Source organism: Bacillus sp. FSL R9-9497, from assembly GCF_038005805.1.
Lineage (GTDB): Bacteria > Bacillota > Bacilli > Bacillales > Bacillaceae_G > Bacillus_A > Bacillus_A cereus.
In genome coordinates, this window is record NZ_JBBOTY010000001.1 from 3,253,106 (window position 1) to 3,266,612 (window position 13,507).

Sequence of the window (13,507 nt, forward strand, 5' to 3'; positions counted from 1 at the left end):
CGAAACCACCTCTTCGAATGATGAAAAGCCCTTATTCAGGGCTCTTCATCATAATCTATATATCTATTTCTTTGCAGCTTTCACTACAAATGATACAATAAAAATTAACACGATTGCACCTAATAATGCTGGCACGACATGAATCCCACCAAAAGACGGCCCAAAAGTTCCAAATAATTTACCACCTAATGAAGCACCTAATAAACCTGCGATAATATTTCCGAACATACCACCTGGGAAATTTTTACCCGTTATAGAACTAGCAATTGCACCTATAATAGCACCAACTATTAATGTGATAATCCATCCCATTTTTAGTCCTCCATTTCTATTATAGTTTGTATGATTTAATACAAACATATGTATTTATCATTGCTAATCATATTTCACTATAGAAATATATTTACTACTATTTTACATATGGAGATACATATATTATATGCAAAAAAGAAAAATATTGTCAAACTCACCCATAAAGCAATTATATTCATATACCATATTTAAAGGAGGCTTCATTATCTATGATTCTTAAGTTAAATTCCACTTCTTTTGAAGTAGCAACATCCATTTTACAGGTTCAAATTCCAGCTTATAAAGTTGAAGCAGACTACTTAAATAGTACTGCCATACCTCGTTTATATGATACTGTAAACGATATTCAAAATTGCGTTGAAACATTCTATGGATATTTTTCTGAAAATAAACTTGTCGGTTTTATTTCTTTTGTACAAGAAGAAAAACTAATCGATATCCATAGGCTAGTTGTATCGCCCGATTTTTTTCAAAAAGGAATCGCAACGAAACTCCTAATTTATATATTTAACATGTTTCCCTCTCCAATGACATATATTGTACAAACAGGTAAAGCGAATACCCCTGCTATTACTTTATATAAAAAACACGGATTCATTACAGTATCAGATACAATACTTCCTGACGGTATGATTCTTACGCAATTAAAAAAGACAGAATACACAAAATAATTTGACTTGTTCGCTCCTTTATGTTATTTTTTACTTTATAAAACCTTTTGCTGAGTCCAAATTTTGGAGCGGGGGAACCATTTTTGTAGCTATGCTACTTGGGGCGAATCTTTTTTAAGTAGGGAAACTCTCACTTCCCGAGTCCGACAGCTAACCTCGTAAGCGTAATGGGAGAGGAAGGTGCTTTTTGCCTATGTTACACATTTTGCCTCCTTAATTATAAATATGGGATCGATATCAAATAGTCACCTATATTTATAGAAAAGGAGAATGTATTATGTTACGTTTATCTGATCACGCAATTAAAATGATGGAGCAAAGACTTCGAATTGAAAAACAACGCACATATCAAGCAAATAAGGTTGTAGATAACTTACATCACAAATACTTCTTTCAGCATATTTTTCAACCGAAAAGATAAAGAAAATGTTTATTTAATATTAAAAAACACAAGGTGTGTCTTACAAAGACATTCCTTGTGTTTTTTATATTCTTTATAAAATTCTCACTACATTTAAGCTTGCTGTAATCGCACCTGCTATAGTAGTCACATGCCCTACACCTAACGGGCCATTTTGTAATATTAATGTTGAATTGGCACTCGTCACATTCACAAGAAGTGTATTTGAAATGGCTGGTTCGATTACTACAGTTGATGTCGTTACGTTTTGTATAAAACTCCCTGTTAGTTGCGTTCCATTTAATAGCAATCTAACAGATACTGTCTCATTCCCACCATTTGCATCCCCTTGAAAATAGTAGCTTACTAAATATATTCCTGGCGTCGTTACTGTGACTGTCGTAGCACTAGTTAAAGATACACCAGTTCCATATACAGTGGATCCAGAATTAATTGGGATGTTGGCATTTGCTGCAATTGTGCTTGTTGATGTAGAAAAGAAATATCCGCCACCTGTCGATATAGCAGATGATCCTGTTGCTCCAGTTAAGCCTGTTGGACCTGTGGCACCTGTTGGGCCCGTTATCCCCGTTACCCCTGTTGCTCCAGTTATTCCTTGTATGCCTTGTATTCCGGTCGGTCCTGTTGCACCAGTCACTCCAGTCGCTCCGGTTGCTCCGGTTGCTCCCGTCACACCTTGTGGCCCCTGGATTCCTTGGATTCCTTGTGGACCTGTTGCTCCCGTAGGGCCGGTCGCTCCCACCTGCCCCGTTACCCCTTGTGGACCTTGGATTCCTTGTGGACCTTGAGGACCCGTTGCTCCAGTAGGTCCGGTTGCTCCTGTTGGACCAGTTTCTCCTTGTGGTCCTTGAATTCCTTGAGGACCTTGGGGACCCGTTGCACCAGTAGGTCCGGTTGCTCCTGTTGCTCCTGTTGGACCCGTCGAACCGGTTATCCCTTGAATTCCTTGCGGTCCAGTTGGGCCGGTTGGACCGATTTCTCCTTGCATTCCTTGTATACCTTGTATTCCCTGTGGACCCGTTACTCCTTGTGGTCCTTGAATTCCCTGTATTCCTTGAGGACCAGTTGCACCAGTCGGACCGGTTGAGCCTTGTGGACCTTGCACACCTTGTATTCCTTGAGGACCGGTTGGGCCTATACTTCCTTGTGGTCCCTGAATACCTTGTATTCCTTGAGGACCAGTTGGACCGGTTATGCCACTCGGACCTTGTACGCCTTGCACTCCTTGAGGACCGGTTGGACCACTCGGACCTTGGATTCCTTGTAGCCCCTGTAAACCAGTTGGACCGGTCGCTCCCCTTACTCCTTGCTCACCTTGTATGCCTTGTAGACCTTGAGGGCCGGTTGGACCGATTGGCCCCTGTGCTCCTTGCACTCCTTGTGGACCAGTCGGACCGGTTGCTCCTGCCGGTCCCTGGATTCCTTGTACCCCTTGAATTCCAGTCGCTCCTGTTGCTCCTTGTATCCCTTGTGGACCTTGAATGCCTTGATCACCCGTTGGACCCGTTGCCCCCATTGGTCCCTGTACTCCTTGCAAACCTGTTACACCAGTTGCTCCGGTCGGTCCCTGGATTCCTTGTACCCCTTGAATTCCAGTCGCTCCTGTTGCTCCGGTCGCTCCTGTTGCCCCTGTTGCTCCAGTCGGACCCGTTGGACCCCCTGGTGATCCTGCTGGACCGGTTGGACCAGTTGGACCTCCTGGTGGACCAGTTGGACCGGTTGCTCCAGTCGGGCCAGTTGCAGAACCTGTCGGACCAGTTATCCCAGTGGCTCCTGTTGGGCCGGTTGGACCTGGATCACCTTGTAAACCGGTTGGACCAGTCGGACCGATTACACCTTGCACTCCTTGTATTCCTTGTATTCCTGTTGGACCTACCTGCCCCATTTCTCCCTGGGGACCTTGTAAACCTTGAACACCAGTTTCCCCTTGTGGACCCATTGGTCCTTGCTCCCCTTGAATTCCTTGAGAACCAGTTGGCCCTGTTGGACCAATCGGACCCTGTATTCCTTGTATTCCGGTTACACCTTGTAAACCACTACCTCCTAAATTACCTTGCACACCTTGTATACCAGTATTTCCAGTTGGTCCAGTCGGACCAATTTCCCCTTGCACTCCTTGTATTCCTTGCACTCCTTGCGCTCCAATTGGTCCTATCCCACCGCTTACACCTGTTGAACCAGTCGCACCCGTTGGACCTGTTGGACCTCCTGGTGGACCGGGTGGTCCAGCTGGTCCAGTCACCCCACTAGATGGACCAATTGGACCAGTTGTTCCCGTCGGACCGCCCGGTGGTCCTTCTGAGCCTTGAATACCAATGCTACCTGTCGCTCCCGTTATACCTCTTATTCCTTTTATCCCTTGAAAACCTGTTGCTCCCGTTATACCTTGTATTCCTTGCACACCTTGTGGTCCTTGTAAACCTATTGCACCTGTTATCCCCTTTATTCCACTTATACCTTGGGCACCTTGCATTCCAGTAGAACCAGTTGGACCCACTTCCCCTTGTATTCCTTGAGCTCCTTGCGGGCCTTCCTCTCCAGTAATTCCTTGTATACCTTGGAAGCCGTCTTCTCCTTGTATACCAATAGCCCCTTGCTCTCCTTGTATTCCTTGAACACCTTGAGGGCCTTGTGGACCAGTTACACCCGAGACTCCAGTTATGCCTCTCTCTCCTTGCATTCCTTGTGCCCCTGTTTGTCCTCGCTCGCCTATTTCCCCTTGTATTCCTTGTGTGCCTTGTATACCTTGACTACCAGCAGGACCCGTTGCTCCTTGTATTCCTTCTAATCCTTGTACTCCAATATCACCAATTAGACCTTGGTTACCGATTAATCCTTGAGCACCTTGGAGACCAGTCGGGCCAGTTATACCTTGCTCTCCTGTATCACCAATAGCCCCTTGTATTCCTTGTGCTCCTGTTGTCCCTTGGGGACCTTGTATTCCCCTGATACCTTGAGGACCTTGGGGCCCAGTTGCTCCAGTCGGTCCAGTCACCCCTGTAGGACCAACAGGACCTTCATGCCCTCCAGTTGGACCGATTGGACCACTATTACCTGTCGGACCCGTTGCTCCTATAAACGGAAGAGGCAGTGCCACTCCAAATTTTTTGCACTTTCTATGATGACGCACAACAATCCCCCTTCCCCAAAATAATTACACCTTTTATATGAAATGCATTTTTATAAGAAAAGTACACCTTTGACCTCATTTTTTTAAAATAAAGAAGCCTATCATTTCATCTATTTGAAATCATAGGCTTCTTTTATAAAAACACTTTACTTTCTAGCTTTAATAATAAAAGTAGTCGGCACCATTCTAGCTTTATATAAAGAATAATACTTCGTAGACGGCTCAGCTAGTTCTCCATCAAACGAGCTTGATGGTTCAGGCTCTTCTATTCTCTCAATTTTAAATCCCGCTCTATTTAACTCATTTATGTATGTACTTATTTTTCTCTTATATAATGTCGCTTGTACATTTTCTCCTTTAAATGTTTCAAACGTAATGGGCGTTTCCTTATGATAAGAAGACTTTATAGCAACTTCTTCCGTACCATACTGTAAGTTTGAATATACCGGGTGCTCCCAACTAAAAATAAAACTTCCTCCTGGCTTTACATATGAATAAATCAGTTCCAACGTTTTTCTTAAATCCAAAGTCCAACCTAATGCATAAATGGAATATACAATATCAAAATATCCTTTCGGAATATCTCCTTCTTCTTCCATTGCTCCGCATACTAACTTTGGATTCCATTCCTTTAACGTCTTATTCGCTATTTCAATTTGTGTACTCGAAAGATCAAGCCCCCATAATTCCTCTGCCCCTTGTTCCGCCATATATTGCAACGAATGCCCACTTCCACAGCCAATATCAAGAACCTTTTTCTTTCTGATTGAATCGAACAAACGAATCTCATCTTCAGACGCCGTATACGGACCATATTTAGGTAAACAATCCACTTGAAAGAAATAAGGTGCAACTGTATCCCAACACTTTTTATTTAAAGCTAACATTTGCGTACCTTTCATATTCTACATTCCCCCATCCATTTTTCTTTCTCTAATATTAATTACATATCATAACCAGATCGCCCTTTTCTCTTCGCCCGGTAGTTTTTCACTTTCGCAATCGTACCGCATGCTCTTCCTCCTTCTTCTCCAGCATACATACCGCACCATCTTTTACTTCCATTTCGCGAATGATCATAAAATACCCAGCGACAATCTGGACATGCTTTTAACCTTCCCCATACATTTTCTTGAATTGACATTAACACAATGCTTAACACTTTTGTATACACATTCTCTTCATATACCGGTTCATATGTAATATCTTTCATATCATCCTTTATATGTACATGAAATGGGTATTTCTCTAACCATTTTTGCAATGATCCTTCGCCTTCAATTGTCATCCGAATATCTTCTCGAAAACCTCTTAATTCCTCTATCGTATGAAATGGAAACTCTTCATCAAAATATTCTTTCATAAAAAGCTTTATGTCTTCTTCTGTTTGCAGCAAATCAATTGGCTCTCTCGTATCGTTTGGTATTCTCCATGTATTTAAAAATTCCCGAATATGTTCTAGTTCATTTGGAGCGTTTTGATTCAATTCGATCCACCTTCTTCTTAAAATTTACTTTTTTCTGACTTTATGTATAATTATAGTATAAAATAGTTAACCATCAAATAATTTTACTGGTTACATAATTAGGAGGATTTCTATGAAAAGTTTCTCAACACCGATACGTTTCATGCTTATTTCTTCATTTTTTATGTCTTTTGGGTATTTTGCAGTATACGCATTTTTAGCTATTTATCTATTAACCTTTCTTCATTTTTCTGCTGTCCAAGTAGGAACAGTGTTGACGGTTATGACAATTACATCACGAGTTATCCCATTATTCTCAGGGTTAATTGCTGACAAAATAGGCTATATCATTATGATGATATCCGGTTTATTTTTGAGAGGAATCGGATTTATCGCTTTAGGAATATGCTCTGATTTCTATACAATTTCTATTTCTTCTGCACTTATTGGCTTCGGAACTGCATTTTACGAACCTGCTGCGCGCGCCATATTCGGTTCACAACCAGCTCATTTGAGAAAAAATTTATTTACATATTTAAACCTTAGCTTTAATTGCGGTGCAATAATCGGACCAATTGCAGGAGGGTTCTTACTCTTACTCGATCCACTCTACGCTTTCTCTCTAACAGGATCTCTTATGCTGTTATTCGCTTTTATCTTTTACTTACTTAAAAATCACTTCCAAGTCACTACTGAAAACACGTCTATTACATTAGGAATACAGGCCATCTTACAAAACAAGTCTTTCCTTCTGTTTTCCTTTATCATGATTTTCTTCTATATTATGTTTACTCAGCTTACTGTCGCACTTCCACTTCATATGAAAAACATTAGTAGTAGCAATCAACTTGCTACATTAGTCATTACGATAAATGCAATAACAGGCGTCCTATTTATGGTGTTATTCCGAAAACTCTTTCTCAAATACAACACCCTTTCCTTTATTAAATACGGTGTTTTACTAATGAGTATTTCCTTTTTACTCATTCCTTTATTTCAACACTCATATTGGCTCTTTATTTGTGTAATTTTATTTACAATCGGTGAAACACTTGTATTACCAAACGCTGATATCGCTATTGCAAATTACAGTAATGAATCATATACAGCCACTTTCTTTGGATTTTATCAACTATCACTCGCATTTGGTTTTATCATTGGTAATTATACCGGTACATCTTTTACATCCAACTTAAGCGGAGTGTATACACCATGGCTTATTTTTGGCGGAATAGGGCTTACTGGTTTTATTTCACTACATATTTTGAATATAAAAAAAGTGGCCTCTAAAGAGGATAGATATATACCTATGTAATACAAGCGTCCTATAATAAAAAAAATCGACCATCATATGTGATAGTCGATTTTTTTATTCTTCATATTCAAGATGATTATGCCTTTTACAACCAAACAAATAGCACCCACCTATAAAATCCGTTTCAAATTCTAACCCTGGAACATATCCTGATTTAATACGCTCTATCATTGTTTTATAATCATTATTCGCTTCTGTATATTCCTCAATTAACTCTTTCTTATCTTTCTCTGTCCAGTTGTCTTCTACTTCTTCATTCTCGACATCTTTTATTTCTGCTGTTTTCGCTTCGATAGATTCCCGTATCACTTCATTTATACGCGAGAAATGATTCACTTTATATAGAGCATAAACAAATCTACTAATCCAATTAGGACTTTTCCAGCATTTTTTGTATCCCTTTTCGAACCATTCAATTGCTTCTTTATAGCAATTCAACTCAACATATAAATCTGCTACATGAATTTCCCCTAAAAAATTATCAGACTCCCTGTTAAAAGTATCTAACTTCTCTTTTGCTTCTGTCGTTCGTTCTAAATCAATTAAACATTTTACATAGCTATACATGATATAGTCCGAATCCCCTGCAACTCGCAAGAAAAATTCTGAAGCTTTTTCCAGCTCTCCAAGGTTATAATGCGCTACAGCTACATTATGATATGCTTCATCTGATGGTTGAATCGAAATAGACTTTTGTAATGCTTCTTTCGCTTCTGTCCATTTTTCTTGTTTCATGTAAATGTCCCCTAAGATGTTATAAGGAAAGTATGAAGATGGATTCAACTTAACAACTTCTCTTATTAATTCAAGAGCTTTATCATCATTCTCTTCCTCATAAAAATACATCCAGGCAAGATTATTGAGAGATTGTACGTCTCTAGATTCATGTACTGCTTGTTGAAACAGTTCCATTGCTTCCTCATATTTATTTTGTTCAAACATTTCAATTGCCTTCTCATTAATGTTCAAATAACTACCTCCGAAGTAAATGAATTCATCTATTCCCTATCATTATAGTAAAATGTAAAAATTATAATTTCTATAAAAAAATTTCTTTTTCTCGTCTACATTTCGATTGAAATAGAAGCTAAAACACACGAATTTACAACAATAAGTAAATTTTTCAGTCTCTCTTACATTGGATATACAGCCTTTTTTAATTTACATATTATGGTACAATAAAAAGAGTACTAGCTAAACATTTACGCTCCACACTAGCAGTCTAACAATGCCAAAATCAAAAATCACATAGAATCGGAGGGGATGTTATGAAAAGGAAATTACTTGTTCTTCTATTCACCGGAATCATACTATCAGGATGTTCAACTATAGCAGAGAATTCTTTAGAAAGCGGGAAAGGCAGTATGGAATTATTAACACCAACGATCACAGCAAAAGATAATGAGTTAGAAATTAAGACCGAGGGAATTGATGAAAATAAAGTAACTTTTATTTATGTTGCTAATAAAAAAGTGTTAGAACAAAAGCTAAAGAATGGTGAATCCTACAAGCTTAACATTAAAGATATCGAACACGCTCATCGGACAGACTACAAACCAAAAGTTCAACTTTTGCAAACGAAAGATGATAATGATGATGGAGAAATAGTAACCTTCAAACAAGTTAGATATACAGTTAAAAACTAATTTTAAAGTTGTTTCATTATAAATGTAACGAACGAAAATATACTTTTAACAGTAGATAAATGTAAGGGGTGCTAACATGAAAAAACGATGGATTTCTTGGTGGATTGGTAACCTATTTTGGATTATCGTTTTTGGAATATGGGCCGCTATTATTTGGTTACGAGAGGTTGATGGTGCTGGTGTTATTCAAACACCTGAAATTAAATCCATATCACTTATCGTTATATTAATCGCGTTTATCATACCGGTATTTTTTCAAGTTATATGGCTAATCATTAATTTGAGGATGAGTAGAAAAAATAATTATACGATTTAGTTTTTCAATTAACAATAAAAAAGAGAGGAATCTACATCAAAATAGATTCCTCCCTTTTACATTTGGACTTATACTGCGCTTTTAATGCAGCACTACTCCTCTTTTTTACGATGCATGTTCATCTTTCTTTTTCATTAACGCTCTTTTCTTCATCGCCTTCGTTAAATATCCACCCTTAAACGAGCGAATTTCATACGAAGACATAAACGCTTTCGGTGCAATTTCATTAATGATTTCTAAAAGCTCTTTCTCCCTAGAACGCTTTGCGACGATATCTAAGCGATAACGTATAGAATTAATACCTTCGCCCTCAAATACTGTAACGCCAAATCCAGAGTGACGTAATTCATCTACTAATTCATTACAACGGTCTAGTAAACTAACTTGATACGTAATATAACCAATTGCTAATTTATTCTCTATATAACCGCCTAATAACAGTCCCGCACTAAAGCCAATGACATAGGCAACGATGTTCATCCAATTTGATAAATCTTGAAACACAATACCTAAACTGACAATGTAAATAGCTCCTTCTAACAATCCAACACCAGCAGCGGATCTTGTTTGATTCTTTACAAGCAAAATCGTACGGATTGTTAATATTGGAACGTAAATAATTTGAAGCACAAAAATAAGTAGCGCTTGTAACATTGGTATCCACCTCTTTCAAAAAGTCTTTTGTCATAATAACATACATAACCTTTAGAAATCGATGGGTTTTTTAAAATTTTTTTATTATTTTTCATACTATTGAAAAACACAAAAAAGAAGCGTATTATATTTGTCGTTAATTTGATTACTTGTATCATATCGCTAAACTAAAAAAGGAACCTGATTAGGTCCCTTTCATCATAGCTCTATATTTTTCGAAACATGTTCTCTTTGCTTCTCTTCTTCTTTCACTAACTGCATATTTGCATGCGCTAAATTTGCAATCATTAAAAAGTGACCACCTAAAATACCTGTACCGAATGCCCACATTTCCATTTCATGCTCAATTTCATACATGATGATAGCTCCTAAAATAGCAGCTGCAAATCGGTTTAAAACTCCTAATCCAGGAGCCTTTTCCTTCATTACGATACTTTTTCCGAGTTTCTCCACTCTGCGAGCTAATAACCAAAGACAATAGGCGCTTACTGCTAATCCAATACCGAACCCTGTCACTTGTTTTCCAAACGGAGTAATCGTCCACATAAGTAGTAAACCACTAAAGATCACATACAATTGTAATCGATATACACGTAAGGCTTCTTGAATCAAAATATCCGCTCCTAAGTTCTCATTTTTTGTACTTTAGAAGAAAAGCAGCAACTTACACAGTTGCTGCTTTCTCTTCTTCTTGTTCTTGTTCCATCTTACGAATTTCAACACGTTTAATTTGGTAAGCGTCTTTTTCTAACACTTTAAATTCATAACCTTCCGCCTCAACGTGTTGTCCTTCTTCGATTTCATGATTTTGCATCATAATCCATCCACCGATTGTATCCACATCATCTTCTTCGATGTGTAATCCAAATAAATCTTTCACTTCTGAGATAAGCACTTTTCCATCAACAATAATATGTTGCTCGTTCACATGTTGAATTGGTGGTGCTTCATCTTCATCATATTCGTCACGAATTTCGCCGACGATTTCCTCCAAGATATCTTCAAGCGTTACAATTCCAGCTGTTCCTCCGTACTCATCATATAAAACAGCCATCGGAATTCGCTTCTTCTGCATTTGAAGTAATAAATCGTGAATTGGAGTCGTTTCCATCACTTCAATAATCGGACGCATATACGAGCGAATAGATGATAAATCTTTTTGATCCTCGGTCATATATCGAATAAAGAAATCTTTTACGTTGACCATACCGATAATATCATCTTTATCTTCTCCAAAAATCGGATAACGTGTGTATCGCTCATTTTGGATTACTTTCATGTGTTCTTCTACTGAATCTTCCAGGTAGAAACCAACGATTTCTGTTCGCGGTACCATAATCTCTTTTGCAATGCGATTATCAAATTCAAAAATGTTATTTACATACTTGTATTCAGCTTGATTAATTTCGCCACTTTCATAGCTATCTGAAAGGATAAGACGTAATTCTTCTTCTGTATGAGCTACTTCATGTTCTGAAGCTGGCTTTAAACCGAATAAACCAGTTATCACACGAGCTGAACCGTTCAATACCCAAATAAATGGATACATTACTTTATAGAACATCATTAATGGACCTGCCAATAATAACGTTACCCTTTCAGCCTTTTGAATTGCCATCGTTTTTGGAGCTAATTCCCCTACTACAACGTGTAAATACGTCATAATCATAAAAGCAAGACCAAATGTTAGTACTGATGAAATAGAAGGATTTAAGTTCCATTTCTCAAATAACGGGTGTAATAACTTTTCAATTGTCGGTTCACCTAACCAACCTAATCCCATAGCTGTAACTGTAATACCTAATTGACAAGCAGATAAATATTCATCTAAATTTGTTGTTACCTTTTTCGCTGCTAAAGCACCGCGTTTTCCTTCCGCAACAAGCTGATCGATACGGCTTGAACGTATCTTTACAATCGCAAACTCTGCTGCTACGAAAAATCCAGTAAATGCGATTAAAATCGCAACCATGACTAAATTAAATATTTCCAATGAATCCCCTTAGTTAAAAAACTAAGGTGTCCACCTCCTGTATACTATAATGTTTTCTTATTTGTTTGTTAGAAAACATAGCCCGATACAAAAATTAAAGAGGTCGGATTTCACTTATTCTATAATAATAGAGCAAGTGTCTGTATTAAAGCTGTCGTTTGACCAGATAAAGATTTCGATATTTTTTCACGTTGTGAATCAGTCAATCCATCTAAAAGCGGCTTTAACTCAGTAAGCTCCACTTCTAATTGATGAATATGGTCTGTCACTTCATTCACTTGTTTCGAAACGTGTTCATTGATACCGAGCAGCTTCTTCTTCTCCTCGATTTTCTCTTTAATCTCACAAAGCGGCATATGCATTTCTTTGCACTTCTCAATAAATTGTAATGTCTCAAATGCTGTTTCGTCGTAATAGCGATAATTAGATTGAGATCGCTCCGCTTTTAAGATACCTAGATTCGTATAATAATCAATCGTTCGTTTCGACACGTGAGCCATGAGAGCCAACTGTCCGATTCGATACACCTTCCCAACGATCTTCCCCCCTTGTTTATATTACTTACATCATACAACACATAAACTGTACAGTCAAACGTGACGGTTTATTATTCACAATTTATACAAAATTCCAATCTCCTCCTATGATGATTCAATACGAGTAATCTACACTTATACAATAAAATTACTAAACTACTACCTAATCACTACATTGTCTGCCACTTTTAACCTTTCTTATTTAAAAGCATATCCTACTAATAATGATTGCTTGTATAGGAGGGAATTAATATGAAAAAGACAATCATTTCTCATTTTTATAATGAAGAATACCTACTTCCATGGTGGCTTATGCATCACACGAAAATATTCGATCACGGCATTTTAATTAATAGAGGGTCTACAGATCGTTCCGTAGAGATTTGTAAACTATTAGCACCCCACTGGGAAGTACGAAATTCAAGATTTCTTGAGTTTGATCCAACTAATACTGATATTGAAGTGATGGAAATTGAAAGAGAAGTTTCAGGTTGGAAAATCGTTTTAAATACTACTGAATTCTTTTGTTGTAATAATACTGAAGAATTTTTTTCATCTCTTCATACACTAGGCCAAAACATGTATGCGATTAGAATGATTTTAATGATAGATAATCATAATTATAATTATTCAAAGCCTAGATATTCTATCCCCTTAGTAGAACAGCGATACCACGGTGTCTTCCCTTATAACCCAAATCTCGGATGTGCTTGGAGATTTATTCACAATCATCTAGACGGTGCATATTTACCTGGTAGACATCATTCGCGGCACGGATATATAATTTATGACTATCCTTCATTTATTTTAAAATTTTATTTTAGCCCTTGGAATGAACAATCAAAGGCAAGAAAATTACAAATTACACCTACCCTTTCAAAAAGGGGTGTTCAAATGGGACTTCAAACACATTACGGTCAATCTCCTGAAGTACTGGACATACGTTTTTTAGAGCTTAGTAACCTAACACAAGACCTCCGTCATAACCCTGAATATCAAGAATTATTTCCAAAATTCAAACCGTAATATTTTCTGCATCGTCATCACC

15 protein-coding genes and 1 riboswitch are annotated in these 13,507 nt (G+C 37.8%); of the genes, 6 read left to right on the forward strand and 9 right to left on the reverse strand.

What is annotated here, in order from left to right; all coding sequences use genetic code 11:
* Positions 1-63 precede the first annotated feature (63 nt).
* Positions 64-312: a GlsB/YeaQ/YmgE family stress response membrane protein gene (locus MKY21_RS16745; protein ID WP_000539727.1), complete on the reverse strand. Its 249-nt coding sequence runs from the start codon at positions 310-312 to the stop codon at positions 64-66.
* 209 nt (positions 313-521) lie between these two features.
* Here MKY21_RS16745 and MKY21_RS16750 point away from each other — a divergent pair, with 209 nt between their 5' ends.
* Together MKY21_RS16750 and MKY21_RS16755 are read left to right on the forward strand one after the other, a co-directional pair.
* Positions 522-983, forward strand: a complete 462-nt coding sequence (locus MKY21_RS16750) for a GNAT family N-acetyltransferase (protein ID WP_000601226.1) — start codon at positions 522-524, stop codon at positions 981-983.
* Between the two features lie 38 nt (positions 984-1,021).
* Positions 1,022-1,164: riboswitch (cyclic di-AMP (ydaO/yuaA leader) on the forward strand.
* A gap of 96 nt (positions 1,165-1,260) precedes the next feature.
* Positions 1,261-1,404 (forward strand): hypothetical protein, encoded by a 144-nt coding sequence (locus MKY21_RS16755; protein ID WP_000945243.1) that lies wholly within the window; start codon positions 1,261-1,263, stop codon positions 1,402-1,404.
* A gap of 73 nt (positions 1,405-1,477) precedes the next feature.
* Here MKY21_RS16755 and MKY21_RS16760 read toward each other — a convergent pair whose 3' ends face one another.
* The 3 genes from MKY21_RS16760 to MKY21_RS16770 form a co-directional block, all read right to left on the reverse strand.
* Complete coding sequence (locus MKY21_RS16760; RefSeq protein WP_341076937.1) at positions 1,478-4,534, reverse strand: collagen-like protein; 3,057 nt, start codon at positions 4,532-4,534, stop codon at positions 1,478-1,480.
* Between the two features lie 146 nt (positions 4,535-4,680).
* Positions 4,681-5,436: a class I SAM-dependent methyltransferase gene (locus MKY21_RS16765; RefSeq protein ID WP_025708778.1), complete on the reverse strand. Its 756-nt coding sequence runs from the start codon at positions 5,434-5,436 to the stop codon at positions 4,681-4,683.
* 41 nt (positions 5,437-5,477) lie between these two features.
* The gene (locus MKY21_RS16770) at positions 5,478-6,020 is read right to left on the reverse strand and encodes a CGNR zinc finger domain-containing protein (protein ID WP_006922529.1); all 543 of its coding nucleotides are present in this window, start codon (positions 6,018-6,020) and stop codon (positions 5,478-5,480) included.
* A 112-nt stretch (positions 6,021-6,132) separates the two neighbouring features.
* Here MKY21_RS16770 and MKY21_RS16775 point away from each other — a divergent pair, with 112 nt between their 5' ends.
* Positions 6,133-7,314: an MDR family MFS transporter gene (locus tag MKY21_RS16775; RefSeq protein ID WP_341076939.1), complete on the forward strand. Its 1,182-nt coding sequence runs from the start codon at positions 6,133-6,135 to the stop codon at positions 7,312-7,314.
* 54 nt (positions 7,315-7,368) lie between these two features.
* On the opposite strand, the gene MKY21_RS16780 is transcribed toward MKY21_RS16775, so the two are convergent.
* Complete coding sequence (locus MKY21_RS16780; protein WP_016122885.1) at positions 7,369-8,283, reverse strand: tetratricopeptide repeat protein; 915 nt, start codon at positions 8,281-8,283, stop codon at positions 7,369-7,371.
* 299 nt (positions 8,284-8,582) lie between these two features.
* On the opposite strand from MKY21_RS16780, the gene MKY21_RS16785 reads away from it, so the two are divergent.
* Positions 8,583-8,960, forward strand: a complete 378-nt coding sequence (locus MKY21_RS16785; RefSeq protein WP_000823781.1) for a hypothetical protein — start codon at positions 8,583-8,585, stop codon at positions 8,958-8,960.
* Between the two features lie 76 nt (positions 8,961-9,036).
* On the forward strand, positions 9,037-9,276 hold the full coding sequence (locus MKY21_RS16790; protein WP_000747695.1) for a DUF3923 family protein: 240 nt from the start codon (positions 9,037-9,039) through the stop codon (positions 9,274-9,276).
* Between the two features lie 105 nt (positions 9,277-9,381).
* Here the strand turns inward: MKY21_RS16790 and MKY21_RS16795 are convergent, their stop codons facing one another.
* From MKY21_RS16795 to MKY21_RS16810, 4 genes are all read right to left on the reverse strand, one after another.
* Positions 9,382-9,930, reverse strand: coding sequence for a DUF2179 domain-containing protein (locus tag MKY21_RS16795; RefSeq protein ID WP_000938438.1), 549 nt, complete (start codon positions 9,928-9,930; stop codon positions 9,382-9,384).
* A gap of 198 nt (positions 9,931-10,128) precedes the next feature.
* Positions 10,129-10,542 carry an ATP synthase subunit I gene (locus MKY21_RS16800; RefSeq protein WP_086411602.1) on the reverse strand — a complete coding sequence of 138 codons (414 nt, stop codon included), beginning with the start codon at positions 10,540-10,542 and terminating at the stop codon, positions 10,129-10,131.
* A gap of 52 nt (positions 10,543-10,594) precedes the next feature.
* Positions 10,595-11,923 (reverse strand): hemolysin family protein, encoded by a 1,329-nt coding sequence (locus MKY21_RS16805; protein WP_000402258.1) that lies wholly within the window; start codon positions 11,921-11,923, stop codon positions 10,595-10,597.
* A 119-nt stretch (positions 11,924-12,042) separates the two neighbouring features.
* On the reverse strand, positions 12,043-12,450 hold the full coding sequence (locus tag MKY21_RS16810) for a MerR family transcriptional regulator (protein ID WP_000285635.1): 408 nt from the start codon (positions 12,448-12,450) through the stop codon (positions 12,043-12,045).
* 261 nt (positions 12,451-12,711) lie between these two features.
* On the opposite strand from MKY21_RS16810, the gene MKY21_RS16815 reads away from it, so the two are divergent.
* Positions 12,712-13,485 carry a glycosyltransferase family 2 protein gene (locus MKY21_RS16815; protein WP_000750973.1) on the forward strand — a complete coding sequence of 258 codons (774 nt, stop codon included), beginning with the start codon at positions 12,712-12,714 and terminating at the stop codon, positions 13,483-13,485.
* Positions 13,486-13,507 lie beyond the last annotated feature (22 nt).

Bases quoted from the DNA above. Each gene is read 5' to 3' on its own strand.
- MKY21_RS16745 (WP_000539727.1), bottom strand. From the start codon at position 312: ATGGGATGGATTATCACATTAATAGTTGGTGCTATTATAGGTGCAATT.
- MKY21_RS16750 (WP_000601226.1), top strand. From the start codon at position 522: ATGATTCTTAAGTTAAATTCCACTTCTTTTGAAGTAGCAACATCCATT.
- MKY21_RS16755 (WP_000945243.1), top strand. From the start codon at position 1,261: ATGTTACGTTTATCTGATCACGCAATTAAAATGATGGAGCAAAGACTT.
- MKY21_RS16765 (WP_025708778.1), bottom strand. From the start codon at position 5,436: ATGAAAGGTACGCAAATGTTAGCTTTAAATAAAAAGTGTTGGGATACA.
- MKY21_RS16775 (WP_341076939.1), top strand. From the start codon at position 6,133: ATGAAAAGTTTCTCAACACCGATACGTTTCATGCTTATTTCTTCATTT.
- MKY21_RS16785 (WP_000823781.1), top strand. From the start codon at position 8,583: ATGAAAAGGAAATTACTTGTTCTTCTATTCACCGGAATCATACTATCA.
- MKY21_RS16790 (WP_000747695.1), top strand. From the start codon at position 9,037: ATGAAAAAACGATGGATTTCTTGGTGGATTGGTAACCTATTTTGGATT.
- MKY21_RS16795 (WP_000938438.1), bottom strand. From the start codon at position 9,930: ATGTTACAAGCGCTACTTATTTTTGTGCTTCAAATTATTTACGTTCCA.
- MKY21_RS16815 (WP_000750973.1), top strand. From the start codon at position 12,712: ATGAAAAAGACAATCATTTCTCATTTTTATAATGAAGAATACCTACTT.